Source organism: Sulfitobacter sp. 1A15258 (assembly GCF_043557045.1).
Classification (GTDB): Bacteria; Pseudomonadota; Alphaproteobacteria; order Rhodobacterales; family Rhodobacteraceae; genus Sulfitobacter; species Sulfitobacter faviae.
The window spans coordinates 86,419-112,813 of sequence record NZ_JBIFFK010000009.1; the positions used below are offsets into that span (position 1 = coordinate 86,419).

25 protein-coding genes and 5 pseudogenes are annotated in these 26,395 nt (G+C 59.7%); 9 read left to right on the plus strand and 21 right to left on the minus strand.

Annotated features, from left to right (window positions below; translation table 11 throughout):
• Positions 1-276 precede the first annotated feature (276 nt).
• Entirely contained in the window at positions 277-843 is a 567-nt protein-coding gene (locus ACGYK9_RS16585; protein ID WP_394414139.1) for a hypothetical protein, read from the plus strand.
• 9 nt (positions 844-852) lie between these two features.
• Here ACGYK9_RS16585 and ACGYK9_RS16590 read toward each other — a convergent pair whose 3' ends face one another.
• A complete protein-coding gene (locus tag ACGYK9_RS16590; protein WP_394414142.1) occupies positions 853-1,332 on the minus strand; it encodes a hypothetical protein in 480 nt (159 codons plus the stop codon).
• A gap of 405 nt (positions 1,333-1,737) precedes the next feature.
• On the opposite strand from ACGYK9_RS16590, the gene ACGYK9_RS16595 reads away from it, so the two are divergent.
• From ACGYK9_RS16595 to ACGYK9_RS16605, 3 genes are all read left to right on the plus strand, one after another.
• A complete protein-coding gene (locus ACGYK9_RS16595) occupies positions 1,738-2,469 on the plus strand; it encodes a hypothetical protein (RefSeq protein ID WP_394414145.1) in 732 nt (243 codons plus the stop codon).
• A gap of 263 nt (positions 2,470-2,732) precedes the next feature.
• Positions 2,733-3,095 carry a hypothetical protein gene (locus ACGYK9_RS16600; RefSeq protein WP_394414147.1) on the plus strand — a complete coding sequence of 121 codons (363 nt, stop codon included), beginning with the start codon at positions 2,733-2,735 and terminating at the stop codon, positions 3,093-3,095.
• Positions 3,096-3,244: 149 nt separating this feature from the next.
• Positions 3,245-4,264: an IS110 family transposase gene (locus ACGYK9_RS16605; protein ID WP_394414150.1), complete on the plus strand. Its 1,020-nt coding sequence runs from the start codon at positions 3,245-3,247 to the stop codon at positions 4,262-4,264.
• A 359-nt stretch (positions 4,265-4,623) separates the two neighbouring features.
• Here ACGYK9_RS16605 and ACGYK9_RS16610 read toward each other — a convergent pair whose 3' ends face one another.
• The 6 genes and pseudogenes from ACGYK9_RS16610 to ACGYK9_RS16635 all read right to left on the minus strand — a co-directional run.
• Positions 4,624-5,403, minus strand: a complete 780-nt coding sequence (locus ACGYK9_RS16610) for an ABC transporter ATP-binding protein (RefSeq protein ID WP_394414153.1) — start codon at positions 5,401-5,403, stop codon at positions 4,624-4,626.
• The gene (locus tag ACGYK9_RS16615; protein ID WP_394414156.1) at positions 5,397-6,446 is read right to left on the minus strand and encodes a FecCD family ABC transporter permease; all 1,050 of its coding nucleotides are present in this window, start codon (positions 6,444-6,446) and stop codon (positions 5,397-5,399) included. Before ACGYK9_RS16615 ends, ACGYK9_RS16610 begins: the two co-directional genes overlap by 7 nt.
• Positions 6,447-6,501: 55 nt before the next feature.
• Positions 6,502-6,987 (minus strand): hypothetical protein, encoded by a 486-nt coding sequence (locus tag ACGYK9_RS16620; RefSeq protein WP_394414208.1) that lies wholly within the window; start codon positions 6,985-6,987, stop codon positions 6,502-6,504.
• Positions 6,988-7,093: 106 nt separating this feature from the next.
• Positions 7,094-7,276: pseudogene (locus ACGYK9_RS16625) on the minus strand (ABC transporter substrate-binding protein); the annotation flags it as partial.
• 216 nt (positions 7,277-7,492) lie between these two features.
• Positions 7,493-7,636: a hypothetical protein gene (locus ACGYK9_RS16630; RefSeq protein WP_394414159.1), complete on the minus strand. Its 144-nt coding sequence runs from the start codon at positions 7,634-7,636 to the stop codon at positions 7,493-7,495.
• A 265-nt stretch (positions 7,637-7,901) separates the two neighbouring features.
• Positions 7,902-8,026: pseudogene (locus tag ACGYK9_RS16635) on the minus strand (hypothetical protein); the annotation flags it as partial.
• A gap of 107 nt (positions 8,027-8,133) precedes the next feature.
• Between ACGYK9_RS16635 and ACGYK9_RS16640 the strand changes: the two are divergent.
• Both ACGYK9_RS16640 and tnpB read left to right on the plus strand, forming a co-directional pair.
• Complete coding sequence (locus ACGYK9_RS16640) at positions 8,134-8,550, plus strand: transposase (RefSeq protein ID WP_394422604.1); 417 nt, start codon at positions 8,134-8,136, stop codon at positions 8,548-8,550.
• Positions 8,550-8,720: an IS66 family insertion sequence element accessory protein TnpB gene (tnpB, locus tag ACGYK9_RS16645; protein ID WP_394422607.1), complete on the plus strand. Its 171-nt coding sequence runs from the start codon at positions 8,550-8,552 to the stop codon at positions 8,718-8,720. The genes ACGYK9_RS16640 and tnpB overlap by 1 nt, the downstream gene beginning before the upstream one ends.
• Here tnpB and ACGYK9_RS16650 read toward each other — a convergent pair whose 3' ends face one another.
• The 7 genes from ACGYK9_RS16650 to ACGYK9_RS16680 all read right to left on the minus strand — a co-directional run bounded on the left by ACGYK9_RS16650 (position 8,721) and on the right by ACGYK9_RS16680 (position 15,075).
• The gene (locus ACGYK9_RS16650; protein WP_394414168.1) at positions 8,721-9,101 is read right to left on the minus strand and encodes a DUF5615 family PIN-like protein; all 381 of its coding nucleotides are present in this window, start codon (positions 9,099-9,101) and stop codon (positions 8,721-8,723) included.
• A 3-nt stretch (positions 9,102-9,104) separates the two neighbouring features.
• Complete coding sequence (locus ACGYK9_RS16655; RefSeq protein ID WP_394414171.1) at positions 9,105-9,710, minus strand: DUF433 domain-containing protein; 606 nt, start codon at positions 9,708-9,710, stop codon at positions 9,105-9,107.
• A gap of 65 nt (positions 9,711-9,775) precedes the next feature.
• Complete coding sequence (locus ACGYK9_RS16660; protein WP_394414174.1) at positions 9,776-10,387, minus strand: SMC-Scp complex subunit ScpB; 612 nt, start codon at positions 10,385-10,387, stop codon at positions 9,776-9,778.
• On the minus strand, positions 10,384-11,337 hold the full coding sequence (locus ACGYK9_RS16665) for a DUF1403 family protein (protein ID WP_394414177.1): 954 nt from the start codon (positions 11,335-11,337) through the stop codon (positions 10,384-10,386). The genes ACGYK9_RS16660 and ACGYK9_RS16665 overlap by 4 nt, the downstream gene beginning before the upstream one ends.
• A gap of 204 nt (positions 11,338-11,541) precedes the next feature.
• A complete protein-coding gene (locus ACGYK9_RS16670; protein WP_394414180.1) occupies positions 11,542-12,561 on the minus strand; it encodes a TniQ family protein in 1,020 nt (339 codons plus the stop codon).
• The gene (locus tag ACGYK9_RS16675; RefSeq protein WP_394414183.1) at positions 12,558-13,436 is read right to left on the minus strand and encodes a TniB family NTP-binding protein; all 879 of its coding nucleotides are present in this window, start codon (positions 13,434-13,436) and stop codon (positions 12,558-12,560) included. Before ACGYK9_RS16675 ends, ACGYK9_RS16670 begins: the two co-directional genes overlap by 4 nt.
• Entirely contained in the window at positions 13,429-15,075 is a 1,647-nt protein-coding gene (locus tag ACGYK9_RS16680) for a Mu transposase C-terminal domain-containing protein (RefSeq protein WP_394414186.1), read from the minus strand. Before ACGYK9_RS16680 ends, ACGYK9_RS16675 begins: the two co-directional genes overlap by 8 nt.
• 167 nt (positions 15,076-15,242) lie before the next feature.
• Here ACGYK9_RS16680 and ACGYK9_RS16685 point away from each other — a divergent pair, with 167 nt between their 5' ends.
• Positions 15,243-16,358: a tyrosine-type recombinase/integrase gene (locus ACGYK9_RS16685; RefSeq protein WP_394414189.1), complete on the plus strand. Its 1,116-nt coding sequence runs from the start codon at positions 15,243-15,245 to the stop codon at positions 16,356-16,358.
• Between the two features lie 399 nt (positions 16,359-16,757).
• Here the strand turns inward: ACGYK9_RS16685 and ACGYK9_RS16690 are convergent.
• The 5 genes and pseudogenes from ACGYK9_RS16690 to ACGYK9_RS16710 form a co-directional block, all read right to left on the minus strand.
• Positions 16,758-17,989 (minus strand): annotated as a pseudogene (locus ACGYK9_RS16690) (ParB/RepB/Spo0J family partition protein); the annotation flags it as partial.
• Positions 17,990-18,125: 136 nt separating this feature from the next.
• Positions 18,126-19,220 (minus strand): plasmid replication protein RepC, encoded by a 1,095-nt coding sequence (gene repC / locus ACGYK9_RS16695; protein WP_394414192.1) that lies wholly within the window; start codon positions 19,218-19,220, stop codon positions 18,126-18,128.
• A gap of 225 nt (positions 19,221-19,445) precedes the next feature.
• Positions 19,446-20,411, minus strand: a complete 966-nt coding sequence (gene repB / locus ACGYK9_RS16700) for a plasmid partitioning protein RepB (RefSeq protein WP_394414194.1) — start codon at positions 20,409-20,411, stop codon at positions 19,446-19,448.
• The gene (gene repA / locus ACGYK9_RS16705; protein ID WP_394414197.1) at positions 20,411-21,613 is read right to left on the minus strand and encodes a plasmid partitioning protein RepA; all 1,203 of its coding nucleotides are present in this window, start codon (positions 21,611-21,613) and stop codon (positions 20,411-20,413) included. The genes repB and repA overlap by 1 nt, the downstream gene beginning before the upstream one ends.
• Positions 21,614-21,943: 330 nt before the next feature.
• Positions 21,944-22,745 (minus strand): annotated as a pseudogene (locus tag ACGYK9_RS16710) (recombinase family protein).
• Positions 22,746-22,971: 226 nt separating this feature from the next.
• Here ACGYK9_RS16710 and ACGYK9_RS16715 point away from each other — a divergent pair.
• On the plus strand, positions 22,972-24,039 hold the full coding sequence (locus tag ACGYK9_RS16715) for a hypothetical protein (RefSeq protein WP_394414199.1): 1,068 nt from the start codon (positions 22,972-22,974) through the stop codon (positions 24,037-24,039).
• A 155-nt stretch (positions 24,040-24,194) separates the two neighbouring features.
• Here the strand turns inward: ACGYK9_RS16715 and ACGYK9_RS16720 are convergent, their stop codons facing one another.
• Complete coding sequence (locus ACGYK9_RS16720; protein WP_394414202.1) at positions 24,195-24,905, minus strand: IS6 family transposase; 711 nt, start codon at positions 24,903-24,905, stop codon at positions 24,195-24,197.
• A pseudogene (locus ACGYK9_RS16725) lies at positions 24,902-25,498 on the minus strand (IS30 family transposase); the annotation flags it as partial. The pseudogene ACGYK9_RS16725 and the gene ACGYK9_RS16720, both read right to left, overlap by 4 nt.
• Positions 25,499-25,708: 210 nt before the next feature.
• Here ACGYK9_RS16725 and ACGYK9_RS16730 point away from each other — a divergent pair.
• Positions 25,709-26,395 (plus strand): DNA-binding domain-containing protein (locus tag ACGYK9_RS16730; RefSeq protein ID WP_394414205.1); only part of this gene is annotated, 687 nt, incomplete at its 3' end.

The following is a 26,395-nucleotide window of genomic DNA, read 5'->3' on the forward strand; positions in this document are numbered from 1 at the left end:
GATCGTCACGGGATTCTGAGCAGGCTTCATAGGCCCGCACGCTGGAAGTCAGAAACACTCGCTGAGGGTCACCCCTGCCTCATCTTGTTTTCCGCACAAAAGATCGCCCGGGAAATTGCGTCATGTTCCGGGGAAATTGCGTCGAAACCCGGGGTTTTTGCGTCAAACCACCGGGAAATTGCGTCATAACCCGGGGTTTTTGCGTCACAAACACCGCAACTCATTGGTTCTAAACAAAAATAGACGCTGCTTTGAAACAAGAGAATTAGGAAACACATGAAAGAGCCCGTGCCGGGCAGTTTTGGGGTGTTTTTGAGGGGGCTCCGCCCTTTTGGCGCAGGATATTCCTCCGCGTTTTGGCACGGCATCAGCGGTGCCTATTTCTTCTCAAGAGCTTCGGAAGAAGGGCCCCTGCCCTGCTTGAGCCGTGAACAGGAGACCCGGATGCCTGAGGATATGATAGCAACAATCGCTGCGGAGCGCGGCTACTCAGCAGATGAGCTCGAGGCTGCGCTTGAAGCGTATCGACGCAGACAGAGGCTCTCGCACCCCGCGGGACGATTTGATAAAGCGGGAGCGTTTCATCTCGATGAGTATTGTGACTGCTGCGCCGGTCTCCAGCGCAGCAGTGCCAAACGTCCTTATTCAGAGATGCATCATGCCCGATCGCTCACGCATGTCGCACAACTCTACGACGTTCCCGTTCTGCATCTGCGACGGCTCGTAAAAGCCCACGAGAAAGCGCAGAGAGTGCACCCGACCTCTCGGCATGCGCAGGGGCAACTCAAGGTCCTGCTCACCAACATTCTGCAGCCCGTTCATCGGGGCGCCAGACCCCAATAAGCTTGGTGCTCAGAAGCACTCCGCCAGCTCTTCGAGGCTGAGATCGGCGTCCAACGGCCCCGAATGCCCGATCACGGCGGCCGTCACAATCCAAACGCCCAGCCAGGTCGCGGTCGGGGGTCGCATGCCAGCGGCCTCGGCAGCTTCTAGCACATGCAGCATCTGAGCGCTCATCCGCACAATCTGACGAGAAGGGGCTTTGGGCGCGGTCGCCTCCTGCGGCAACAGCTTCTCCCAGTCATCCTCGCAGCGGTTCTGCTTGAGCACATCCAATGCGCCCGGCCAGACACGCTTGAACTCCTCTGACAGAGCAATGCCTCGCGCGCGGGCAAATGCGCTCAACCCCGTGGCCAGGGCATCGAGCAGATCATTCGAGTTACAAAGGCCCGCACGGTGGAACTGCCGGGCAAGTTGTTCAACGGCTGTCGGGGCCACGCTTTCAAACAGCTGCAGGCCAGAAATCTGAGGGATGTTGTTCGTATATGTCATCTGAAGGGCTTTCTTGAAGGAGTGAATGGCACCCAGCCCGACCCTCCCAACCTTTGCAAAGGAGGCCTGTCGTTCTGCGCGTCCATACAGAACGCGCAGGACGACAGGCCTTTGAGCATCACCCTTTTGTCCAGTTGAGGTCTTGGTGGCCCGTGGGTCCGGTTCACCGTCTGCGCCCTATCAAGCCACCCTTGACGTTACGTAATGCAACCGCGCGCCGAAAATCGTTCCGATCTCCATTTTGAGGCCCGAAAGCCCACACCCCGCCGAATGAAAGGAGTTCGCGAACACCATTCAAAAAAAACCGGAAAAAATCTCACTTGGCGTTACCGCGCCACTGAAATCGATCTCACATCATGAATACAGCACCAACGCTGTTGAACAAAAACATAAGGAAAGCGGACCATGTCTTCTTCAAAATCTACTTCACCCCAAAACACAACCCAGCCGCTCACGTTCGAAACCGACGCTGAAAAGCTCACCTCTGCCTGCAACCTTGACCAAGTAAATTGTTCGGCGAACCCGTTCCAAGTAGAGACCGTCAACTATATCGGCGGGCCCTCCTTTGAGCCTCATATCGTTCCTCATGAGAAAGCACAGGTAGGCGATATTATTGGAGTGTATTTCTCTGTAACTGCTAGCGTAGACCAGTTCCCAAGCCACGACTATGGCGACCCAGTCTTCTATGTGCAGGGCGACAACGAGATAAAAGCTGTGTTCTCCGAAGACCTACCCAAAGAAAAAAAGGCTGCTGCCGCACGGATTATTTCTGATTTCTATTTATCGCAGGGTCATGACAAAACTGCACATCGCAGGTCGATGTTCCCCTGCCCAGAAAGCTACCAATACTATGTGGTGTATTTTTCCCATGCAATTCTGATGACTGAAGCAACTTGGCTTCATGGAGATATCCTCGATGTATACGAGGAATGGGAATTGGACCAAGTAAACCCTGTTCTGATTGCGATGCAGGAAGTCAAAGACAACGCTGCAAGCCTCGCCTGCGTGGAAAAAACGAGAACTTATTTGAAACTGTTCAAGCAGCTGCTACCCGAAAATGTGCGGGAGCTTGCAGATTGGAACATTCGAATGCCTGACCCGGCAGACTTTCTGTCCTCTTGGGCGAACCGGAAATAGGAAGAGCATTGGCTTCCTCAGGGGCGCGCTGCAGGGAAAATACTCTTCGCGCGCTCCGAAAATAACTTTCTTGAGGGCTGTTACACTAATTAATACTGGCCGTATGGGTAACAGTTCCTAGGCGGGTCTACGTGACGTTGACGTCAAAACAGCCCATCGATAAACGCGTTCTATCCTGTAACCCCTGGTTCTTTATTATGGCTTTGACCGCGTTTGATTGCTCATATTGTAGGTCAGCGTAGGTTCTTGCGCGGCGGGTAGCGATGCGCATACCTTTCAGCGGCAGGAGCAATGCAGTTCATCATATGGGTCAGGCAGGTAATCAAATGACGGTGTCCGTTACAACTAAGGTTCTCGCAACTGTGAACGCTCCCTACAGCGAAGATCTTTCTGCATATCAGCTTGCCATCGCAATCTCTGATATCGACGTTGCTCAGTCGGCGATGGGTCCAACGTTCTCTTTTTTTTCTGAAATCCCCTTGGATCTACAGATGGATTTCATCTCGGAGATGGGACTGTCACTTCACAAGGTGCAGCAAGTCGCGAACCACTTGCAGTCGCTTTGCCCGTTTCCACTGGCAATCGCTACTAAGCGGCGGCGGCAAACGGCCCTTTGCGAACACTGAGGTCCGGGGGATCGAACGGCTGCTTTGCGCCCGAACCGTCAAAACATTGCGAACGGCCCAAAACAGATGGGGTGGATGGCTCCCGCTCCCCGGCGTCGCAATGCGCCATACTGCAGGTGTCAGAATCTGCGATTGAGAGGAGTCACCCGATGCAAGTTACCACCGTCGGCCTGGATTTGGCCAAGGACGTTTTTCACGTGCATGGCATCACCGATGTCGGACAAGTCGCCTTCAACCGTCCGCTTCGCCGGGCTCAGGTATTGTCTTTCTTCCAGCGCCTCGAGCCGTGTCTTGTCGGTATCGAAGCCTGTGCTTCGAGCCATCACTGGGCGCGCGAGCTTTCGAAACTGGGGCATACGGTCCGGCTGATGCCGCCGATGTATGTGAAGCCATACGTGAAGCGCAGCAAATCCGACGCCGTGGACGCAGAGGCAATCTGCGAGGCGGTGTCCCGGCCCACGATGCGCTTCGTCGAGATCAAGTCCGAAGAGCAACAGGCTCTGCTGTCGTTGCATCGGGCGCGCGATTTTGTGGTCCGCCAACGTACACAACTCATCAACATGTTGCGCAGCCTCGCGGCGGAGTTCGGCATCACCATCGCCCGGGGCGTCGCGCGCGCCATCGATTTTGCGAAAGGGGTCATCGAAGGCCCGAGCGACGACCTGCCGGAACTCGCCTGGGATGTCCTGCGGGTTCTCAGCCGACAGCTCGTCGAGCTCCATAACCGGCTGCGATGGTACGAGATCACCATGCGCATCCAAGCCCGCCTGAGTCGACAGGCACAGCTTTTGCAAACCATCCCGGGCGTGGGGCCTGTTACGGCCTCGGCCGTCGCGGCCACCATAGGTTCAGGCCACCAGTTCCGGAGCGGACGAGAGTTCGCAGCCTGGCTGGGGCTCACACCCCGCAACCACTCAAGCGGCGGCAAGGAGCGATTGGGCAAGATCACCAAGATGGGCGACCGATATCTGCGGCAGCTCATTGTGGTCGGCATGACATCGCGCGTCCGACAGGTCACCAATCACCCCGAGCGCGCCGATCCGTGGCTTGCGGACCTGTTGAAAAGAAAACCAACCCGCCTCGCCACGGTCGCCATGGCCAACAAGACGGCGCGGATCATGTGGGCGGTCCTGACCAGAAACGAACCCTACAGGCCACACGCCGCCTGACCGCAAAAGGAACAAGGAGATAGCAAGACCAACGATGTGATGGTGTACCCTTCAGCCGCGACGATCAGGACACTCCGGCGAATGTCCCGGGCGTTTCTGCCCGCAAAGCAGTTAGGAACCTGATCCGCGGATCCCATCAGGGCCAGCGGTCAAGACCGCGCAAACAGGCCGGACACAAGACCGCTTCTGAAAAGGTGCAGAGGGTCACATTAAAGCCTTGCTATGCGGGAGCCATCCACACAAGACATTTGGCCGATTGCAAATTCCGCGGGGCGGCATTCGCAAAGCGGACCTCCATGCTTCGCGCCACGCCACTCACTCGGACCCGCGGACCGGTGGTCGGCGGCCTCCATTAGTCATCAGATTCCTGCTTGTTGCCCGGTTTTCTGTGGCGCAGGGCCATCCACGATCATCATCGGGCAACCTTGCGAACAGCGTTCGACCCTGCTGTCGATCCCGTAAAGCTTGCGTATCAGCGAAGGCGTGAGAACCTCCAGTGTGGGCCCGGTCGCAAGGATGCGCCCCTCGGCCAGCGCCAAAGTCGTCGTGCAGGAGCGCATTACTTGGTTCAGGTCATGCAGCGCCAGGATCACCACCGCCCCGGTCTCTTCGGCGTAGCGGCGAAGCGCCTCGAGAACTTCATATTGGCGGTAGAGATCGAGAGCGGAGGTCGGCTCGTCCATCAAGACCAGCTTCGGCCGCGTCACCAGCGTCTGTGCAATCGAGACGGACTGCCTTTGCCCGCCAGACAGCTCGGGCAATTGACGCTGCGCAAGGTGATCAATGCCGAAGCGGTACAACACCGCGTCGACTGCCGCCAGCTCGCGCGGCGACAGACGCCAGCCGGCTTTGCCCTGCTTCAAAGCGAGGATGATGGATTCGTAGACTGTCAGGGCAGCGGTCATCGCCGTGTCCTGTGGCATGTAGCGCAGATCGCCCATCTCGGCCCCGGACAGGCGCACCCGCCCCGCCCCGCGCAGCTGTCCGGCAATACTGCGGAACAACGTAGATTTGCCGGCGGCGTTGGCCCCCACGAGCGCGGTCAGCACGCCACCCGCGATCTCCGGTGTCGTGGCCTTCGTCAAGATCTGCTTGCGGCCGTAGCGCGCCCCAACCTCCTCCAGAGCCAAACTCACCATGACTTGCGGCCCTTTGTCAGGATCAGGGCCGCGAAGAAGGGCACGCCGACCAGCGCGGTGATAATGCCGATCGGCAAGACAGCGCCAGGCAGGATTGCCTTGGACAGCACCGAGGTCGCCGAAAGGATTACGGCCCCCGACAGCATCGCACCCGGTAAGAAGAAGCGCTGGTCCTCCCCCAGCAGTAATCGCGCGACATGGGGACCGACAATGCCAATGAAGCCGATAGTGCCGACGAAAGCTACGGGCACGGCCGCCAGCAAAGATACGAGAAGCAGCGCTTCCAGCCGCAACCGCCGAACCGGCACGCCCATCGCCGCCGCCCGGGTTTCTCCCAGCCGGATCGCCGTCAGGGCCCAGGCTCGGCGGGCGAAGAGCGGCGTGCAGACCAGCAGAATTGCGGCAGTGACCGCCACCTTGCCCCAAGTCGCCTTGGTCAGACTGCCCATGGTCCAGAAGACTACCGCCGCGAGTGCCTGCTCGGACGCAAAATACTGCATCAGGGCCAGCGCGGCGTTGAAGGTGAAGACCAGCGCGATGCCCAGCAGCACGATGGTCTCCACCGTCACGCCACGCAGCGTCGATAGGCCAAAGATCAAGAGTGACGCCGCCATGGCCATGGCAAAAGCGTTGAGTGGCACCATCAGCTCGACCGCGGTCGGGAACAGCGCCACGCCCAGCACCATCGCCATCGCCGCGCCAAAGCTTGCCGCCGCCGAAAGGCCCAGTGTGAAGGGGCTGGCCAGCGGGTTGGCGAGGATGGTCTGCATCTGCGCCCCGGCCAGCGACAGGCTTGCACCCACAGTCACGGCCAGAAGCGCCATTGGCATCCGGATATCCCAGATCACGACCCGCATTTGCAACTCCGCCGCGCCCGGCGCGAAGATGGTCCGGAAGACGTCTCCCAAAGGGTAACGCGCCGGGCCGAGCGAAACGTCAACCGCGATCGACAACACGAGCAATCCTGCAAGCCCGAGCAGAATCGCCAGCCGTCGCGCGACGCCGGCACGATAGCCCTCAGCATGAAAGGTGGAGTTACTCATCACGGCCGACATGGCGAACCTCGCGTGTGGGGCGGCCCTGCGGCCGCCCAGGGTGTCAGTTCGTCGTGTCGTCGCGCAGCGATACCCAATATCCGGGCTCGTAGTCGACCGGCAGGAAGCGCGCATGCAGCTCTTTCAGCGTCTCCTCAGGGTCGAGATCGGTGAACAGCTCTGGGTGCAGCCACTTCGCCAGCTGCTGCACCGCCACGAAGCTGTAGGGGCTGTTGTAGAACTGGTGCCAGATTGCGTGCACACGGCCGCTTTCGACAGCGTCGACGCCCGTGAAGGCCGGGCGCTCCATCAGCGCGGTGAGCTTTGCACGCGCCTCAACCGCGTCGGCGCCCGGCCCCACCCCGATCCAGGCGCCGCCAGGCACGTAGGCTTCCCAGTTTCCGCCGGTGGCGACGATCACCTCTGGGTCCGAGGCAATGACCTGCTCGGCGTTGACCGTGCCAAAGGTCCCGGCGATGAAGGGGCTGGCCATGTTCTCGCCGCCGGCCAGTTCGACGAAACGGCCGAAATTTCCGTCGCCGAAGGACATGCAGCATTCCTCCGAATACCCCGCTGCTCGCTCGACGAAGGTCAACGGCCGGTCGAGATCGGCCTGCCTCTATCACGTCGGTCACCCGGGCGATCTGCTCGGCATAGAAGGCGTTGAACTCTGCGGCACGGTCCTCCTCGCCAAACAGCTGGCCGATGATCTCCATGGAGCGGGGCGTGTGCTCGAAAGGCTGCTCGCGGAAGTCCACATAGACAATAGGGATGCCAAGCTTGGCGAGCTTCTCCTCGTAGCCGGCCTCCTCGGTGGCCGCCTGCGCCTCAAGGTTCATGATCAGCACATCGGGCTCCAGTGAGACTGCCTGCTCGATATCGAAAGTGCCGTCCTTGAAGCCACCAAAGGTCGGGATGCCGGCCAGCTCTGGAAATTTCTCCGCATAGGCCGCGTAGCTTTCGGGCGAAGCCTCGCGGAAGTCGTCGCGCCAGCCGACCACGCGCTCGAACGGATTCTCGCCGTCCAGCACGGCGGCGAAGAAGACCTGCCGCCCCTAGCCCAGGATCACGCGATCTACCGGCGCATCCACCGTGACCTCGCGACCTGCGATATCGGTCAGAGTGATCGGATCGGCTTGCACAAGGCTGGCGGCGAAGAAGCTCAGCGCGGTGGCGCCGAGGAGGGGGCGAAGGGTCATGGAAACGGCCTCAAAAAATGGCGAATGCCCACCTCGTAAGTTTCCTGAGTAATTTAGTCAATCTATAAATCAGACAAAATTAGGTGGTCTTTGGCGAACAACTTCTTTGAAAATGGCCCTTGCGCAGGCTGGAAAAGGGGCCTTCAGAAATTCGCCGCCCTCGCAGCATCAGTGTGTCCGCTGACAGGCTGTCCGGCACTCCCAGCTAAAGTTTGCGTGGTCTGCGACGCCACCGATAAACCCAGACTCTTTCCTACAACCTGACAAAGCCGCCCGAGCTGTCATAGACGGTGACGGGCGGTTCCCCTGCCTTGGGGTGCAGGTCGATCTCGCGCATGGGCACGCGGATATCGGGGTGCCCGCTTGCCAGACGCGGCGCAAAGCGCGCAGAGGGCCCGTGGTGACGGTTGGGGTGAGATCTTTCGTAAGCGGTGTCCCGGGGTCACGTTGTAGGGTGTGATCCGCGCTGCGAGAACGAACTCATCTTATGATGGGGAGTGCGTTTCGCAATGTGCGCTACAAATTCGTTTCTCAGATCGCTTGGCGCTGAGATTTATGCGTCCGGCCACCGCCGTTGGTCGGATACCGCAAAGGCACAGGCGGTTGCGGACACGCTTGAGGTCGGTGCAACGGTGAACGCTGTCGCTGAGCGATATGGTATCCTTCCGAACCAGCTATCGGCGTGGCGTCGACAGGCCAAGCAAGGAAAGCTGTTGCTACCTGCGCCGGAGGCCGATGAGCCGCTTTTCGCTCCACTGGTGGTTTCTGCTGGGCCGGAAGAGCCAGAAGCTCTGACTGTTCCGAATGAGGCGATCAGATTGATCTTTCGAGAGATCGTCATAGAACTGCCGCTGCAGACATCTGCCTCTCGCATTGCAGAGATCGCCCATGCGCTTGAAGCTTCTTCATGCTGATGCCATCGCAAGGCGTTCGAATATTGATTGCAACGCGGCCGGTGGACTTCCGTAAAGGACACGATGGATTGGCTTCGATGGTGCAGGCGGCACTGGCCCAAGACCCCTTTACCGGAACAGTCTTTGTATTCCGCGCCAAGCGGGCCGATTGGACCGGTCCGAGCGGATAGCTATTGTTCCGGCAAGTCATATAACATCATGGTCCTCTCAGCTTCGGCCTCCAGAACCCTGTTGACCATCACATCCGAAGGATCGCCGAGTGTTCTGAGGTGTGCGATGGCAGCTTTGATAAGCGCCTTCGCCTGTACTCTGCCGAGGCATGGCAAGATGATCATGCCAGGGTGTATTTCAGCGCGTGACGCTAGTGCACGAAAGTCGCGTGCGTTCTCAGTGACAATGATGAGGTCGTGTTCGATGCAACGGGCGAGCACGGTATGATCTGCTTCACCGAGCCCGCCCTGATTGCGCGGATGAACGACATAGTAGCCCTCCTCCGCCATGAGCTCGTTCGCCACACGCGGTGACAGGCATTCGTCCAGAAAGAGCCGCATGATTTAGGCTAATGCCGCCTTGCGCCAAGGCTTGCCGGAAGCTGGTCTTCCCCGGGGCGGATGCGCTTTTGCATAGACAAGCGCGGCCTCGAACGCCTCCTTGCTGATCTCGGGATAGTCCTCGACCAAGTCGTCCAAGGTCTCGCCACCCTCAATGCGCCCGAGAACGGATTGGCAGGTAATGCGTGTCCCTTTCAGGATCGGCTCACCGCCCAAGATATCTGGATCTACGGCCAAGTGCTCATGCCTGGTTTCAAGATAGACTCGTGTTCGATCCCAAACCTCAGTGACGAGCGGTTCAAGGTGAAGCGTCAGACCCGGCGAGAGCTCCAAAGCCCCAAACTTGTCAGTCTTCGAGTTTCGCAAGAACTTCCAAACCAGACGCTTCGATTTCTTTTCCATCTTGATGCCATCGAGCGACTGCATGGCCCGCGCATAAGCTACCGCTTGCATAGGCACATGCGCAGCTACGGTCTTGCGCATCCAAAGCTTTGTCTTACGCCTTGGAACGATGCCCTCTTCGCAATCCTTCTCGATCCGCCTTGGGGCAACTCCAGCAAGATGTGCGGCTTCCTTGATTGTGAGATCTGCTGATACTTGCGTCGGCATAATCTTTCCCTTCAAAGGGATAGATAACGACAGACAGCCAATTTGTCAAGATTGCACGTGTCCAGTCATCCGTGATCCCGGGAATCCAACTCAAGCTCCGGCAGGTCCCGCAAGTTTTGTAGATCAAAGGTCACAAGAAACGTCTCGGTCGTCACGAAGGTATGCGGAGCCCCGGGCCGCGGCGACCGGGGCCCACTGGCGATCAGGTCCTTGTACCGCAGCCGGGCCAGAAGATCGCGGCTGACCTCCTTGCCGAAAATGTCGGCCAGGCCTGCACGGTCGATAGGCTGGTGATAAGCGATGGCGCAAAGCACGCCCATCTCCATCTCGGAGAAGGCGAGCGACTGGTCGCCGAGATCGGCGGCAGCTTTGATCGCTTCGGCAAACTGCGTCTTGGTACGGAATATCCAGCCGCCGGCGAACTGTGCCAACTCATAGGGACGGCCAGTCAGCTCAGCTTGGATGTCCTCGATCAGCATCTCCACCGAGGCCCCCTGCCCAACTATACGTGCCAGGTCCTCGCGGCTGACTGGCGAGGCACTGGCGAACAGCACCGCCTCGATCCGGCCCATCCATTCGCGCCAGCGGAGCTCCTGCGGGAGGTCGTCGAGGTCGCGGTCAAAATCAGCACTGCCTCCGTTGCCCGCCAGTTTCCGTTTCCTGGTCGCGGTCGTCATGGTGCGATCCCATAGAGCCGGAACGTCGGGCGCCCGGTCAGTTCCCGCGCCACGCCCAGCTCAACCAGCCGATCGCAGAACCGCCGCGCGGCGCGATCGGTCATCGAAATTTTGGTGCCCCGGATACTCGGCGACAGCATCGACGCCGGAGCCACGGCATCTTCGGTCAGGAACAGATCGATGGCCGCATCCGATCCTTTTGCTCGCAACTTCGGGGCGACGACCCGAAGCGCCTCGGCGCGGCGGGCAAGGTCCCGCGACAGTCGGATCGCCTCTTCGATGGACTCGAGGATCCGCATCTGGACTGCCAGCTCGGCCCCCTGCCCCTCTGCTGCCAGTTCGCGCAATGCCGCCTTCGTCAGCCGCCGCGCCGTAACCGGCAGCATTGTTTTCCAGTTCAGCGCCCGAGCCAGGACGATGTCCGAGAGCAGGCAGGCGACCCGTTCCGCCCGGTCGTCGGCCTCAAGCACGGACCGCAGGACGGACATGCAGCCCGCAAGCAGCCCTTGGGTCCGCGCACATTCTTGGCCCGCGTCCAGCCAGACAACCACCTCGCTTGCGAGGTCCATGCCGATGAAATCTGCGATCTCGCCGGGTCCACCCAGCCGAAGCCGCACCGCCTCGCGCCAGAAGGCCAGCAGATCACCATCGGGACCTCGTGCCTGGCCGGGCGGCGTCAGGTGATAAGCGTCACGAATATCGGCCTCGCGCGCCAGCCGCCCTTCCAGTTTTGAAGTCGCCGTCGCGGAACGGAGCGCCAGCCGATTGGCCAGCAGCTTCACCGGCACACCATGCCGCGGATCGGAGACCAGCTGGTCGATCACTGTCAGCGCCGCCCCCGACCGAAAGGCCACAGTTTCAAGGGTTTCCGCACGTCCGGAGGTGACCCAGCCCGGCAGCTGCGGTAAAGTGTTGAGATCGTCAGAGATGGTGGCCAGCTGGTATGTCATACCACAAGACTAATCACTCGCGGCGCTTTCGTCTACATATGATGCTCTAACCGCCCCGCCCTGCAGTGCTGCATTATGTCCAATAAGTTTACATTATCAGACATAACAAGATATGTTGCCAGACAGTTCAACTTCAGCATCGGATTCTGTCGGATGACCGGAATTCATGAGATTCAAGCACTTCCCTGAAAAACGAACCGGGGTTCATGAGATTCTGGAGCGGTATTCATGAGACTGGATGAGTCGGAATTCGTGAGACAGGCGGCGTTTGTTGGGCTTTGCAGCGCTCTGACGCTCTCTGTCGTCGCGCTGAGCACGCCAGAGCCGGGCTGAGATGCTTCGTCTTAACGAGAGAGGCCATGACCTAATCGCCTGCCGGACCCGTCCCTGCCCTTCCGCATCGCTCACAAGCATGACTGAGATCACCCGTTTGACCGGATCCTCAATGATCCGCCCGACGCCGACCGTCAGCGCGAAACATTGCAACAGCGAGCTCTGCGCCAGGGCGTGGAAACCGGGGCGCACTGCCTTGGCAAGCACTGGCGCCACCTGATCGTATTCGGGAACGACGACCGTTAGCGCCTGTCGGATGATCGGCGTGGTCAGAAAATCATGATAGTCTCGGCGATCTTTCAGAGACATCCGTGGCTGCTCGCAAACGTTCGGCGGCGAGGCCCGGCGATGCCGCACCGTCAGAACCTGAAGCACTTCGAGCGCTTCCAGGTCTTGCTGCCCCGCACCGCGCGCCCAGGCATCGAGGTAAGTGGCCCCGGCCTCGGCATGCCCTTCAAGTTTCTTGAAGCAATCCGTACCGAACCGGTTGGACAGGGTCTCGCCGGTGGCGTCCCGAAACTCCACACCATGCACCGGGCAGCGAAATCGCCACGGCAGCGCGGCGGCTTTGCGATGCACGTCTTCGGGACAGTGCCGACACGGAGACCGGTTCTTCCGCGCGATCATCATGCGCACCGCTGACCCCAACTTCCGAAAAGTCATGGCCTGCACCGCTTCCGGCGAAAGGCCGGTCCGAGCCGCGATCAGAGCCCCCTGCCCTTCCGAAAGACGCCATTCCAAGTCGAACACGTCGTGCCCCTTCAGGCCAAGCGCGGCGACGAATTCCGAAACCGTCATGGCGTAGAACGGGGCCATGCGCGCGGCCCAGGAAGACAGCCGTTCGTCGGCCTCGGGGAGGTAGACTACCGGCAAGCGCCCGTGCGCGGTCACACCGGCTCTCCCAGGACCGCCTGCAACCGGTCGCCGCCCAGAATATCGCGCGAGAGGATGCGTTCCTCGCCGCTTTCAATGGCGGCGATTGCCAGCTGAGACATGATGGAAAATATCCCCGAAGTGATGCCGCTGGTCACCTTGATCATCCGTGAGAGCGCCTTCTCGTCGATCTCGCTTTCCCGCCTCAGCGGCAGGCTGCGCATCAGCGTGCTCATCAGCCCGGTGAAATCGGCCCCGTCCTGCCAGGGCGGCAGGGCGAAAGCCTCGAACCGACGCACCAGCTGGTCATCGGTGCGCAGCGCATTGCGGGCCTGGGCGGTGCCGACGCAAACGAGAGGCACGCGCAGCTCGTTGCCCAGAAACCGCAGCATGTTCAGAAACCGTGCCTGTTCGCGGATCGTGCCCGCCTGCAGACTGTGAATCTCGTCGATCACCAGCATATGAGGGCGCAACTCGGTGAGCAGGCGCAGTGCCAGGCTTTCAAGGACAGCAAGCGTTGCGCGGGGAGGTTCCGGGGCACCAATTGCAGCCAGAATACGACGGTAGAAGCGGGTTTCATCCGGGCCTGAGACCATCTGCACCGCGACGACCGGCATATGCAACCGACCGGTTGTGTCGTCAAAACTCGAGGGGTGATCTCGCGTGAATTTCTCGATGATCATGGTCTTTCCCATGCCGCTTTCGCCGACTAGGAGCAGGTTCGGCATCCGGGCGCGCTCCGGGAATGACAGCAGGGTTTCCAGCTTGGCGAGCGCCGCCTCCGCTCGGGGATAGGACACCCACCGGTCTGCACGGATGCGCAGAATCCGCTCCTCGGCACTGAGAGCGGCAATCCTGCCGGCGTTCGGATAGAGATGCGGAAACTCAGTCATCCTCGTACCACTCCTCGACATAGAAGCCCGGGTGATCTTTCAGTGCATTGCTCTTGTTTTCCGAAGCGGGAAGAGCGGCAGACGGTTCAGATGCAGGTGTCACATCGATCATTGGGCGCGGATCGAGATGCGCTCGCCGGGCCTGGTGGCGCCGGATCGCCTTGGTCTGCCGCGCGGCGCTATCAACGAGGTCGCGCTGCGCCTCGATCGTGAGAAAGATGAGCTCCTCATCCACCGACCGGCGCCCGGCCTCCCGCAAGGCGCGCCGCGCCGCGCGGTGTTCCCAGAGCGTGATCGCGGGACGGGTCAAATCGGCCGGCCGCGCCTCGATAATGCCATCCTCGGTCAGCACGAAGATGCGCGAGAGATCGCGTGGGTCGTATTTGAGGGTGTATTTGCGACTTTCCCGGGCCATCAGCCAACGCAGCTCGCCCGACCAGTAGCGGATATGAAAGAGGTGAAAACCGTCGCGTTGAAGCATACGCTGCTCCGAAGGCAGAAAATCGACCAGGAACTGCCGTAGATCAGCGGGCATGCGGAGCTTCGCCGTATCCGCCTGCGCAACCCAGGCCGCTAAGGGCGTAGTTTCCAAGGCGCTGTGGATGCGCGCATGGTAGGAGCCGGTGATTTCGAGCGCCAGCCAGGTTTCCAGCTCCGCAAGTGTCATCACCGCCTCGGCCTCGGCGTCGAGATCGCCGCGTTCGAAGATGTTCGAGAAATGCGAGCCCGGCAGCAGGTGAACCGCCCCCATCATCGTGCCGATCAGGCGCTCGATATGGCCGCCGTAGCGCGGTGTGCCTGGAGGGCGGTACCGAAGGTCGATCTGGTACTCGGCGCAGGCGAGCCCGAAGGCGCGGGCATGGAATTCCGCGCCGTTGTCCACGTAGATCGCCCTGGGGATACCATGGGCGGGCCAGTCCGTATTGATCCCACGCGCCGTCAGCCAATGCGACTTGTCCATCACCGCATGGGTCAGGCAAAGCGCGACTGAAAGAAGCGAGGGCGGTTCCAGAGACAGGTGAAACCCCAGAACCATGCGGGTATTCCCGTCGATCGCCACGGTCAGCGTCGGCCGGCCAAGTGGGCGCCGGGTCACTGGATCGACGACCGTCACATCAGCCTTGGTATGATCGATCTGGACGATGTCGAGCGGGCGGGCCGCGGTGAGCGTTCCGGGCGTGGCAAGGTGGCGGCGCTCCGCCTTGTCCTTCCCCTCCCGCCTGGCCATGAGTTTTGCCTGATCCTTCAGATCCAGCCAGCGGCCAAGGCGTCTGATTGAAGGAGGTGCCAGCCCTTTCGCCTTGCAGTCGGCTGCAACCTCGCGCCAGAACCGGGTCTTGGTCGGTTTGCGACGGGTGGCATAAAACGCCTTGAAATGATGGGTCACGATCGCCTCGATCGCAGGGTCCATTGGCTGCATGCCTGGCTTTGGGCCGGATGTATTCGGCAGAAGTGCGCTGGTCCGCGCATCCTCCCGGAACTGCTTTGCCAAGCGGAAGACCGTCGCCCGGCTGACATTCAACTGCCGCATCGCCCATTCAACGTCACCTTCGGTGAGCTGTTCTGGCAGTTCGGCAAGCACTCTTGCGCGAAACTCGGCTTCTTCCCAGTCTTGGTCAGGCGCGGGATTATCGGACATGACTTGAACGACGCACGGATGCTGTGTAGTCTCACGAATAGCGACTCACATCCGTATACAGTCTCATGAATTCCGACTCAATCTCGAAATGAAAAACCGGCAAAGCATTGAAAGCAAATGGACCGCAGTCTCAAGAACTCCGGCAGACCGACAGATTCAGTGGAAAGATGCCCTCAGAGACCGAGAAATCGACGTCAGCGCCCTCTGATGCGACAAATGATGTTCCCCTCGACGGGAGAGATCAAGAGGAAAGCGACGGTATCGCCCTGCCCTCCCATGTCGCGGGGTCCGGCACGCTCGATCGACTGGTCGACACCGCGCGTGACTACGCGCGCGCGTCCGCGTCGGACAACACGCTGAAAGCTTATGCAAAGGACTGGGCGCATTTCACGCGATGGTGCCGGCTGAAGGGCGCGGAGCCATTGCCCCCCTCCCCTGAGATGATCGGGCTCTACCTCGCCGATCTGGCATCCGGTTCAAGCTCCTCCCCTTCGCTGTCGGCGGCCCGACCCCTGTCGGTCAGCACGATCGACCGCCGCCTGTCCGGCCTCGCCTGGAACTACGCGCAACGGGGGTTCACTCTCGATCGCAAGAACCGCCACATTGCTTCGGTCATGGCGGGGATCAAGCGCAAACACGCGCGCCCGCCGGTGCAGAAGGAAGCGATCCAGGCCGAGGACATCCTCGCAATGGTTGCCACCCTGTCCTACGATCTTCGCGGGCTACGAGATCGTGCGATCCTGTTGCTCGGCTACGCTGGAGGCTTGCGCCGCTCGGAAATCGTCAGCCTCGACGTCCATAAAGACGACACGCCGGATTCCGGTGGCTGGATCGAGATATTCGAGAAAGGCGCCCTCCTGACCCTCAATGCGAAGACAGGTTGGCGCGAGGTCGAGATCGGCCGCGGCTCGAAGGATCAGACCTGCCCCGTGCACGCGCTCCAGCAATGGCTGCACTTTGCCAAGATCGATTTCGGTCCGGTCTTCGTTGGCACCTCGCGCGACGGCAAAAGAGCATCCGAAACGAGGCTCAACGACAAGCATGTCGCACGCCTGATCAAGCGCACAGTGCTGGACGCAGGCATCCGATCCGAACTGCCCGAGAAAGATCGCCTGACGCTATTCTCTGGCCACTCGCTGCGTGCCGGCCTCGCCAGTTCCGCTGAGGTCGACGAACGCTATGTCCAAAAGCAGCTGGGGCACGCCTCGGCCGAGATGACCCGCCGCTACCAGCGCCGTCGGGACCGGTTCCGCGTGAACCTGACCAAGGCCGCTGGTCTCTGACCCCCTGCCCCATCACGCCGCCTGCCCGCTGAGCCTGCCATAGAAGCTGCTCTCGAGATGCTGCCCCACCGGCCTTCTCGACCATGCCGCGCAGATAGCCCAACCGCCGCCTCTCGGCTGCGACAGCCTTCATCGCGGCTCTCGCCTCGGCATCGTCCGGTCGCACACTGCAATGGCGCACGCTCGACCGATCCACCGCCAATGCCTTGCACGCCCGTCGCTGGCTCACACCGTGGCCTTTCACGACATGCGCCAACGCCTCCCGCCTAGCGCCGGGCGCTACCACCTTCGTGAGGCGACATCCTTCAGGATCGCATTGTCGAGCATCGCTTCCGCCAGCAGCTTCTTCAGCTTGGCTTTCTCGTCCTCGAGCGCTTTCAGCCAGCGCGCATCCGACACATCGTCGTCGGGTACGTTGGCGCCAAGCGCCTGACCGCCAGAGGTGATCACCGTGCCATGGCCGACACCATCTCCTGAAAGCTAAGTGCCCTGCCCGTCTGCCGCCTGTTCACCGCTGTGGACGTCAACATCTTCCCGAGGCTCATCCTCGGGCTGCACAAAGCCCCGATAGAAGGCAAGCTCGCCATAGCGATCAAGCTTCACCAAAGCCCCTGCCCGCGCGATCTCTTCGGGGAATTCGTCCTGGCCCTCGTATTCCTCTTCGAGCGCTCGGTGCAGCTTGGCATGGGTCGCTCATCCGTCATCGGCGCCGGATCGCCGCTAAGCCGTCGAAGGCCATGGCTGTAGCCATTGGGCAGGTCGAGCGAGACCTCGATCCATTTCCAACCTTCGGTCGCGATCGCTTCGGCTTCAACTTGAAGCTTCTCGCTGACCAGACGATCGAGCAGGGAAGGGTCTTCCAGCCAGCCGCCGTCATCGCCCTGAAAGAGGTCGTGCAACATGGTGCCGCCAGCAGCCTCATAGGCCTCGACGCCGACAAAGGCGGCACGACGGTCTGAGGCGCGCACCGAGGTTTCCTTCAGCATGCGCCGGATCTGAAAAGGCTCCTTGTTCCAGGACGATTTGATCGCATCCCAGACCTGGACCTGACGCTCATGGTCTGGATTGATCGTGAAGGCCATCAGCTGCTCCAGCGTCATTTGATCCTCGGCATAAAGCTCGAGCAGGGCAGGGGCCACGGCGGCGAGTTTCAGGCGCTGCTTGACCACCTGCGGCGTGACAAAGAAGGCGGCTGCGATCTCTTCGTCACCCTGACCCTTCTGCCGCAGCGCCACGAATGCCCGGAACTGATCGAGCGGATGCAAAGCAGCGTGCCGCATGTTCTCAGCGAGCGGGTCGTCTTCGGCGAGGATCGTGGACTTGGCATCCCGCACGATGCAGGGAATGGGCGTCGTCTTGGCCAGGCGTTTCTGCTTCACGAGGAGTGACAGGGCCAGGAAGCGTCGGCTGCCAGCGGGGATTTCGAACATGACGGTTTCGGACCTATCCTTGGTTAGAACCGGCCGGACGCTCAAGCTCTGCAGCAACCTGCGGCGGGCGATGTCTCCGGCCAGTTCCTCGACCGAGATGCCGGCCTTGACGCGCCGGACGTTGATCTGGCTCAGGACGAGCTTGTTAAAGGGAAAATCCCGGGACGGGGACAGAGTGACTTTCTGGACAGATTTCGCCATCAGATATTCTCCACGACGGGCGCCGGAAGCCACTCTTCCGATCTCACTTCCCGTCACCCATTTCACAACCCCTCTCTCCCTCGACCGTAGTTGTCCGCGGACAATTTCTTGGCACAAGCAGTAGAGCACTGTCTGACTAAATCGGTTGCAGTTGTGCCCGAGAGAGTCGCCGAACAAGCTGCTCTGGAACGAAGTCAGGGCTGTTTCTCCCTGACGTTATCGACCGAAAATAGGCACCGACCTTTTGGACTTTGTCGTGGAACTGCATGATCGCCCAGACGGTAAGCGCTGCCCCTTCTATGCCCAGCTGTTCTTGAGCGTCTTGGTAGTTTCTCGAGTCTATCCCGAGCATTGGTGCGAGAGTTCGTGCGTGTGAAACCACGTCGGACATAGTCTTCACTGGTGTGAGTGAAAATTGGGCTGCTTCAGGGCAGGCGCTAAGGATTTCGGGAACGCTAAGGGGTATTGCCCTTGGATGTGTTGGTCGAGTTTTCGACGGGTGGTGTTCTCTCTTATCAATATGTTCTTTGTTTGAGTTATGATGATGGCGGACATTTTGGCCGTCGTTGCCGGACATTTTTTCCTCTCCGGCGACGACTGCTTCACAAGGTTGTTCGGCTTCCACCGCTTCGATATCTAGGCCAGCCAAGAGGCTGTGGCATTCATCCAGTGAAAGCTTTCTGCGAAGGGTGCGCATAGCGATTATCGCATCAATGTCGTCGGGTTCGGCTTGCAGGATGTCGTTTGCTGCGGCACGTATTTTTGCTTTGAGGTAGGCGATCTGGTCGTTTTCGCGAACGGCCTGGGCAGCAAGCTCTGCGAGCTCTTGGAAGCGTTGGAACAAGGGTGTGAGGTCGAACCCGAATCGAAGGGCGGTGCCTTCGGTTACGTTTCGCTTGCTGAACCTTTTTCGATTTGCGCTATCACGGCGAACAAGCAGCCCGAGTTCTTGGAGAATGGCCGCATGGCGCCTAATTGTTCGGTCGGAGATTCCATTGCGTCGGAACGCAAGCGTGGCGTTAGATGCAAAGACGGTGTTGTGCGGCCTTTTCGGTGGAAGGCACGAGAGCATCGCGTCGAGCGTCGCAATGACTGATGCTTTTAGACCCATCAACGGAGCCGCCTGGCGCAGTGTGTCGATGATGATGTGACGTTCGGGGCGGGCGTTGTCCGCGGACAACATGATCTCTGTCCGCTCTCCAACGGAGGCGGATGCCTGAGTGAATGCCATGAATTTTTCACGACAACCGGTCGGGAAAGGCCCAGATCCCCCGATTTCTTGAGAAAAGGCAACAGATCATCGTTCAACCGATTCGGTTGTTATTGACTGCTACGGAGAAGCTGGTACATCTGAGGGTGCTAAGAACAGATTGGGCTCTCCGGGGATGACCTTGGGGGGCTCTTTCTTTTCTGGCTGTTTTCGTGCTCCTTTTTTGTTGCTCTGCTCGCCTGTCTGTCAGCCGGATTGCTGGTCCGACTTCCACGCCTCATAGAGACGTTTCAACTCAACTTCCGCGTTGTCTCGCATCCATTGAGCGAACTCCGGGGTATCAACCTTGGACATTTTTACCGTCAAAGCGCGCGGGCTATCCTTGACCTCTGCAAGTGTCTTGCCGTCGCTTGAGACAACCATATGTGCTGCGGACTTTGTGGACCTCGCGGGGTTGCCAAGTTTCGAAATGGCGTCGCTGACGCGCGCAAAGCGGTCGTCCGAAGTAGGGATCTGATCCAGACCCAAATCGGAAGCTACTCGAACTAGGTCAGCATTGCTGCCCTTCGCCTTGTCTGCTAGGTCTTCCCACCGGCGACGTCCGACGCCATGTGCCGAGCCGATCAACTGTATCACTGTCACCGGTATTGTGCGGGCAACCTTAGTCATTCGCGACAACATAGGTTTGTCGATGGCAAGTGCGTCGAGGATCACTGGCTGATCGTAGCCATTGTCGCTCAGCTGCGCGGCGAACAAGGCCTTTTCAATGAAACTAGGGTCCAGTCTGTGTGAGTTTTCCTGGCCTTGGGCAAGGATCGCCTCCTCGTCCGAAAGAGTGCGCACCAAGGCTCTGGCCGATACTCCGATCGATTGAAGGGCCCGCAGTCGGCGACGACCATAAACGATCTTGTACCGACCCGGTTTGTCCGCAAGCGGACGGACCATGATCGGCACCTGCTGCCCATGTTCCTTGATGCTCGCGGCAAGAGACGCGACGTCGGCATCGGAGAATGAAAGACGGTCTTTCGGCCCGTCTTCCTCGATGAGATCGACCGGAATTTCCCGTACAGCGTTGCTGGATAGATCCTTCAGGGTCGATTTCACACCGCTCATCGCACCGGTGTTGGGGAAACGAGGCTTAAGGTCAGCCGTTGCCACGTCCTCGGTGGTGTCCGGTGGGGGAGGGGGCTGGAAAAGGTTTCTACGCGCCATTACTCGACCGTCCTCCCCCAAGCCTGTTGAATCGTCTTTTCGAACTCGTCTGCGACGCCGTTTACGCTTTCGAGTATCCTGTCCAATGTCTTCTTGACGACCTGGCTCGGCTCTAGTTCATAGATCGTCTGCTGCGTCATCCCGGCGTCCGAAATGGCAGTGGATTTCAGCATGGGCGTGTTGAGAACCTGGTCGAGCAAAATCGACCTTAGGAACCCAGCCATCTGCGATTGTGGGACATCGGTCGGTTCGAACCTCGCGACGAGGTACTTGAGGAACGACCAGTCGATCGGTCCTGTTGCTTCCTCCAAAGTCCTGACGGTTTCTCCCGCCATCTCAAGGAATTGCGCCATGGAGGCGACGTCCAGCATACTCGGCACCACGGTAATCAGGAGGCCGGTTGACGCGAGCAATGCCGTCATCGTCGTGAAGCCCAACTGCGGTGGGCAATCGATGATCACCAGATCGTAGTTGGCTTCGATCTCATCGAGCGCAATGGCCAACCTTTGAGTGAACGGAGGATCGACCTTGTGTTGAAGCGCGTAAGCCGTCTCGGTTTCATACTCAGACAGCAACAATCCGGCTGGCGCGAGGTCGAGGTTGTGGAAGTAAGTCTTGCGGACGACTTGGCTCAGGGGAACCGGATCCTCGTATTTCAGGGCGTCGTACACCGTGCCGCTTTCGGCAAATTCGATTTCTGGGCGGTATCCGAACATAGTCGTTAGGCTGGCTTGGGGATCCATGTCTACTGCCAAGACGCGATACCCTCTGAGGGCATAACGTTGGGCTAGATGAATTGCTGTCGTCGTCTTGCTGGACCCGCCTTTGAAATTCACGATGGATATGATCTGAAGTCCATCGCCATCCCGCCGGCCTGGCGAATAAGCTTCCCCGTTGCGACCGGTCCGCGCCATCACCCTGCGGATTTGATCGATCTCTTCAGCGGAATAGAGACGCCTGCCGCGAGAGTCTGTCTCGACTTCGGGAAAATCACCTTCCTGATGGCGCGTTCTCAGGTTCGACATGCTGATGCCTGTCAGCTCAGAGACCTCTGCAGGGTGAAACTTCCGCAGCGTCTTTCTGCTTTCCGGTTGAAAGCTGTTGCGCATATGATGGTTGAGAGCATCCGACAGGCGCGCGGCGTTGGCAGAAATGGAAGCTGCAATGGATTTTGCACCGGGGAAATCTGCCTTGCCGTTCATGCTGCCCTCGTGACCTCTTGGTGGGTCGATTGTGTTTCGTCGCCAAAGTGCGCGATTTTCGCTTTTTTGCGACTACAGCACTCATGACACGCAACTTATCGCCAGACAACAATTTTTTTTGAAGGCGGAGGGCGGGAACTTGAGCTGGGCGTGCTTTCTGGCGTGAGAAAGTAGTCTAAGTATCTAGCCGATCAGGATAAATCTCAGTCTGCTCTAGCGCCTTGTCGAACATGTTGTGGCTTCACTGCAGCCTACCCCTAGGTATCGCGGCGGGGTCTGCCGACGAATCGTCGCTTCTGAATGATTGAGCGATTGGCACCGAATAGCCGATTAGACGAGCCCGAGGCGCTCTGCCCGCTCCAGCAACATTCTGACTGAGGAAGGCTGCCAGCTGGTGCGACCGCGAGGGGTGCGCTCACGCATGGATTCCAGTCGGTCGCAGATTGCCTGCAAGGTGATCTCGGGGTCAGCACCTTTGATTGCGGCGACAATCGCAGGCAGGCGATCGTCGGTTTCGCGACGTCCAGCGCCGATCATGGTGCAGGGGGCCATTGATGATCCGCAGGACGTCTTCCCAAGCCATATCGGGGCGCAAACGGCGCACATGGGGCACCCAATCCTGCGCAGTTTCGTTCAAGCGCTCCATGTAGCCGTCCTGTCGCGCCAGCCGCACCGTGCGCAGCGCTTCAGGGTCCTTGACGCGAAGACCTGGGTTGCCGCCGACGCGGCCCTTTGAGCGTGCCGAGGCAAGTCCGGCTTTGGTACGCTCGCGGATCAGGGCGCGTTCGAACTCAGCCGCAGCGCCCAGAACCTGCAACGTGAACTTGCCCTGGGGCGAGGCAGTGTCGATCGGGTCCTGGAGCGAGCGGAAGAACGCCCCCTTGCCCTCCAGTCTTTCGATCACCTCAAGCAAGTGCGACAGAGACCGCGCAAGCCGATCAATCCGAACGACGACCAGCGTGTCGCCCTTGCCAATCCGCTCCAGCACACGTGCAAGCACGGGCCGCGCGCGATTGCCGCCCGAGGCGTGCTCTTCAAAGATCTCGGCGCATCCCGCAGACTGCAGTGCCTCAGACTGGGGCAGGGGGGTCTGATCTTCGGTGGAGACGCGGGCGTAGCCGATCAGGGGCATGAAACTGGGCCCTTTGCAATTTAATATATTGCCAATAAACGACCGTTTGTAAACAGATGCAAGGGCGCTCTCTGAGCTGCTGCTCATCAAAAACCCCTCGGTTTTCATACGCTGAGCGCGATCAGAGAGATCTCGCAGACCACCGCGCGCGCGTGCTATATAAGGAGTGCAGGCGCACCCTGACAAAACACTTGGGTAAAATGCAAAAGTGCCGTATTTTGCACATATGAAGCCTCAAGTATCTACGCGGCATGATAGTTTTGACGATCCTCTAGTGGATCTGGAGGGGCTTGAAGAGACGTCTGAGGACGACCGGTGGTTCCTGCCCGGTCCGATGGAAGTGGAGCCGGATTATCTGCCGCCCGGACCGAGGGCAGAGCTGCGTGAAACCGCAGTCCTCGACGATTGGCGGAAGGCTGAGGCGGGCAATGCCGCGCGTCTCGCCCGAGTGGCTGACCGGATCGGCGCGCTGGACGACCGGCTGCGCCGTGGCCCGGAGGGCTGGCGGCACAGGCTCGCGCTGATGGAGGCGGCTGACCTCAGCTGGTTTGTGGGCGACCGAATTGGCCCGGAGCGGCTGGCGCTCTGGATATCCATGCGCTTGTCCGCGGTGCAGGACGACACCGCAGCGCTCGCGCGTGTCGGATGGGCGGTGCGGCGTCTTGCAGGCGGTCCCGGCCCAGAGGTGGACCTGTCCGCTTTCCTTGATCGCCGTGACCCTGAAAACATGGCGGATGAAGCCGAGCCCTTTGCGGATCGCGCGGGCGGTTGGCTTGCCCTGATGGCGCAAGCTGCCGATCTGCACCCGATCACACGCTCATGCATGGGGCTTCACCTCTGGAACCTTGCGGGTCTCGGGCAACACGGCGGCCAGATGGAAGCTGCGGTTACCGCCGCACGTATTGCGGTGGGCGAGGGCAAGGGGGCCATCTTTGCGCCTCTGGCCATACGCGGGGCAGGGGGGCTGCGCCCCAGTGGTCCACCAGCTGAGCGCTTGGAGCGTTGGCTCGAGGGAATGGAAACAGCATGCCTGACCGCGATGCGGCACCTCGACGATATCCAGGCATGGTCAGCGCGGGCGGAAACCATGATGGCCCCGCTCTCTGGCAAGACACCACCAGCATTGCGCGCGGTGCTGACCGAATGGCCCGTCGTCTCCGCTCCAATGGCCGAGACCCTGACCGGTGCCAGCCGCGCCGCCGTCCAGCGCAACCTCGCCTGGATGGAAACGCGGGGCCTTATCCGCGAGGTGACCGGGCAGGGGCGGTATCGGATGTGGTGCGCCTCCAACTGAAAACCGAAGCAATATTTATGGCCTCCAGTAGATTCTCTTCAATTATTGAGGCAGATCCCCGTCAGCGAACAGGTTGGGGAAAAGTCGCTCCCGGTAGTCGAGGGGGCATTGCCAAGTTGTTGGCCGCGTGTCGTAGGGTGTTGCTGGTCTGTAAATTACGCCACCATCTCGATGGTGTATTCTGCCCAGAGGCTGAACGCGTCAGCTCGGGCGTGGCGATATGAGTTTGCGGTGAGTTGAAATCGGCGGGGACGGAAAATCAGGTTGATCTGATCGTGAGCGGATAGAAACCTCTGAGCCTGCCGATGTGACTTGAACCGGCCGAATATCTTCTCTCGCTTCCGGGTTGGCCTGTGTGATCCTTCGATGGCGTTGTTCAATCCCTTGTGGGCGCGGTGGTCAGCGTCCGGTGCCAATGTTTTGATCGGCTTAACATAGCTGCGCAGCTTGTCGGTGATCACGACCCTCGGCTCGCCGAACTGATTGATCAGCCTTTGGAGAAACCGCTTGGCTGCTCTAGCGTTTCGTCGCGTTTGCACGAGAATGTCGAGGACGTCCCCTTCCGCGTCAATGGCACGCCACAGCCAATGTTTCTTCCCTCGAATCGAGATAACGACCTCATCCAGATGCCATTTGCCATTGGGGCGAGGACGATCGCGCCGGACGCACTTTGCGAAATGGGGACCAAAGCGATTGACCCACAACCGGATCGCTTCCCGGCTTACAATCACACCGCGCTCGGCCAGCAGGTCTTCGACGTCGGCCGTGCTCATTGCGAAGCGATGGTAAGCCCAAACAGCGTATGCGATGATTTCGCGAGGGAACCGGAAGCCCTTCAGTCGCAGGACACTGGTTGGGATTCTCATGACGTTGAAATAGCCTGATCATGCAAGCTGAACAACTTGGCAATGCCCTCGGCTGGGGTCTTCCATCCAAGACACTTGCGCGGCGTGTTGTTGAGGCGATCACAGATCACCTTCATATCGTGATCTGTGCATTGTCGAATGTCGCGTTTGCGGGGCAGCCACCTTCGAAGGCGTCGGTTTGTGTTCTCGACGGTGCCTTTCTGCCAAGGGCTGGAAGGGTCGCAAAACCACGTCTGGGTTCCGATCTCGGCTTGGAGGTGGGGCCAATTAACAAACTCGGTTCCGCGGTCAAAAGTCATGGACCGACGGGCGACGAGGGGGAGATCTTTGATGGCGCTCATTATCTTGGCCATGACCGGCTTGGTGCGCTTGTTGGGGTTCTTCAGGATCATGGTGAAGCGGCTGACGCGCTCAACCAGTGAGGTGACGCTGGTCTGGCCAAGCTTTTGTTTGAACAGCATCAAATCTGCCTCCCAGTGACCAAACTGGCGACGATGGGCGACATCATCGGGGCGGAACAGGATACTGACATCGCGGTGAAATTTGGGTTCTCCACGCCTTCTGGTGCGACGTGGTCTGCGGGCGACACGGTGGGTCGGAAGATACCACTACAGGTCTTCGCGCTGACCTTTCTCGGAATAGATGTAGCGATAGATGTGTCGCGTAGCCCTTAATTGTGAGATGGGAAATTCAACGAAATCAGCGGCTGTCCTTTGCCCTTAAATATGAGGTTTTGCCTTTGATTCCGATATTTTTGCCCTTAAAACTGAGACAGGGTTCACAGACTTGTGCGGCAAATATTGATGGATGATGATCGCGAAGACTCCGTTGCCGCTGGTGCTGAGGAGGCGCGCAGGGCGACCGTTCTGCGTCCGCTTGTTCAGGCATATCTCAAAGGAACTGGCAGTCTGGAAAGTGGCATCAATGATGCCGTTTGGGAACTCGGTGTCAGCAGGGCTACGGTATGGCGTTGGTTAAAGCGGCTGGCCGAAGAGGGTGGGCGCACGAGCGCTCTGGTGCCGCGGAAACGGGGCCGCCCGACTGGAACAACTTTGATATCCGGCAAAGTTGAAGCGGTGATCGAAGAGCATCTTCGCCGTTATTTCTTGCGCCGGGAACGTCCGAGCCTGTCGCGCGTCGTGACGGAGATCCGCAGTGCCTGCTGGCAACAGGGGTTACAGCCGCCGACGCGGCGGACGGTTCAGCGTCGTCTGGATGCAATGGATGCCCTCGAAATTGCAAAGGCACGAGAAGGGGCAAAGGCGGCCCGCCAGAAATTTGCGCCGGTCACAGGCGAAAACAAGGCAAACCAGCCACTGGAGGTCGTCCAAATCGACCATACGCCTGCGGACATCATTCTCGTCGACAGTTTTGAACGCCAACCAATTGGGCGGCCTTGGGTCACGTTAGCGAGGGAGTGGACAAAACATGGGGGTCATGCGGCGCGTTTTCTGTTTGCGACGGTCAGCCGACCATCGAGAACTGCGGCC

Coding starts and splice junctions, on each gene's coding strand:
- ACGYK9_RS16665 (WP_394414177.1), bottom strand. CDS start 11,337: ATGACATACCAGCTGGCCACCATCTCTGACGATCTCAACACTTTACCG.
- ACGYK9_RS16590 (WP_394414142.1), bottom strand. CDS start 1,332: ATGACATATACGAACAACATCCCTCAGATTTCTGGCCTGCAGCTGTTT.
- ACGYK9_RS16660 (WP_394414174.1), bottom strand. CDS start 10,387: ATGACGACCGCGACCAGGAAACGGAAACTGGCGGGCAACGGAGGCAGT.
- ACGYK9_RS16655 (WP_394414171.1), bottom strand. CDS start 9,710: ATGCCGACGCAAGTATCAGCAGATCTCACAATCAAGGAAGCCGCACAT.
- ACGYK9_RS16685 (WP_394414189.1), top strand. CDS start 15,243: ATGCCCTCAGAGACCGAGAAATCGACGTCAGCGCCCTCTGATGCGACA.
- ACGYK9_RS16715 (WP_394414199.1), top strand. CDS start 22,972: ATGAAGCCTCAAGTATCTACGCGGCATGATAGTTTTGACGATCCTCTA.
- repA (WP_394414197.1), bottom strand. CDS start 21,613: ATGAACGGCAAGGCAGATTTCCCCGGTGCAAAATCCATTGCAGCTTCC.
- ACGYK9_RS16585 (WP_394414139.1), top strand. CDS start 277: ATGAAAGAGCCCGTGCCGGGCAGTTTTGGGGTGTTTTTGAGGGGGCTC.
- ACGYK9_RS16610 (WP_394414153.1), bottom strand. CDS start 5,403: ATGGTGAGTTTGGCTCTGGAGGAGGTTGGGGCGCGCTACGGCCGCAAG.
- ACGYK9_RS16675 (WP_394414183.1), bottom strand. CDS start 13,436: ATGACTGAGTTTCCGCATCTCTATCCGAACGCCGGCAGGATTGCCGCT.
- tnpB (WP_394422607.1), top strand. CDS start 8,550: ATGCCATCGCAAGGCGTTCGAATATTGATTGCAACGCGGCCGGTGGAC.
- ACGYK9_RS16630 (WP_394414159.1), bottom strand. CDS start 7,636: ATGACCCTTCGCCCCCTCCTCGGCGCCACCGCGCTGAGCTTCTTCGCC.
- repC (WP_394414192.1), bottom strand. CDS start 19,220: ATGGCATTCACTCAGGCATCCGCCTCCGTTGGAGAGCGGACAGAGATC.
- ACGYK9_RS16615 (WP_394414156.1), bottom strand. CDS start 6,446: ATGAGTAACTCCACCTTTCATGCTGAGGGCTATCGTGCCGGCGTCGCG.
- ACGYK9_RS16650 (WP_394414168.1), bottom strand. CDS start 9,101: ATGCGGCTCTTTCTGGACGAATGCCTGTCACCGCGTGTGGCGAACGAG.
- ACGYK9_RS16720 (WP_394414202.1), bottom strand. CDS start 24,905: ATGAGAATCCCAACCAGTGTCCTGCGACTGAAGGGCTTCCGGTTCCCT.
- ACGYK9_RS16620 (WP_394414208.1), bottom strand. CDS start 6,987: ATGTCCTTCGGCGACGGAAATTTCGGCCGTTTCGTCGAACTGGCCGGC.
- ACGYK9_RS16600 (WP_394414147.1), top strand. CDS start 2,733: ATGCGCATACCTTTCAGCGGCAGGAGCAATGCAGTTCATCATATGGGT.
- repB (WP_394414194.1), bottom strand. CDS start 20,411: ATGGCGCGTAGAAACCTTTTCCAGCCCCCTCCCCCACCGGACACCACC.
- ACGYK9_RS16605 (WP_394414150.1), top strand. CDS start 3,245: ATGCAAGTTACCACCGTCGGCCTGGATTTGGCCAAGGACGTTTTTCAC.
- ACGYK9_RS16680 (WP_394414186.1), bottom strand. CDS start 15,075: ATGTCCGATAATCCCGCGCCTGACCAAGACTGGGAAGAAGCCGAGTTT.
- ACGYK9_RS16595 (WP_394414145.1), top strand. CDS start 1,738: ATGTCTTCTTCAAAATCTACTTCACCCCAAAACACAACCCAGCCGCTC.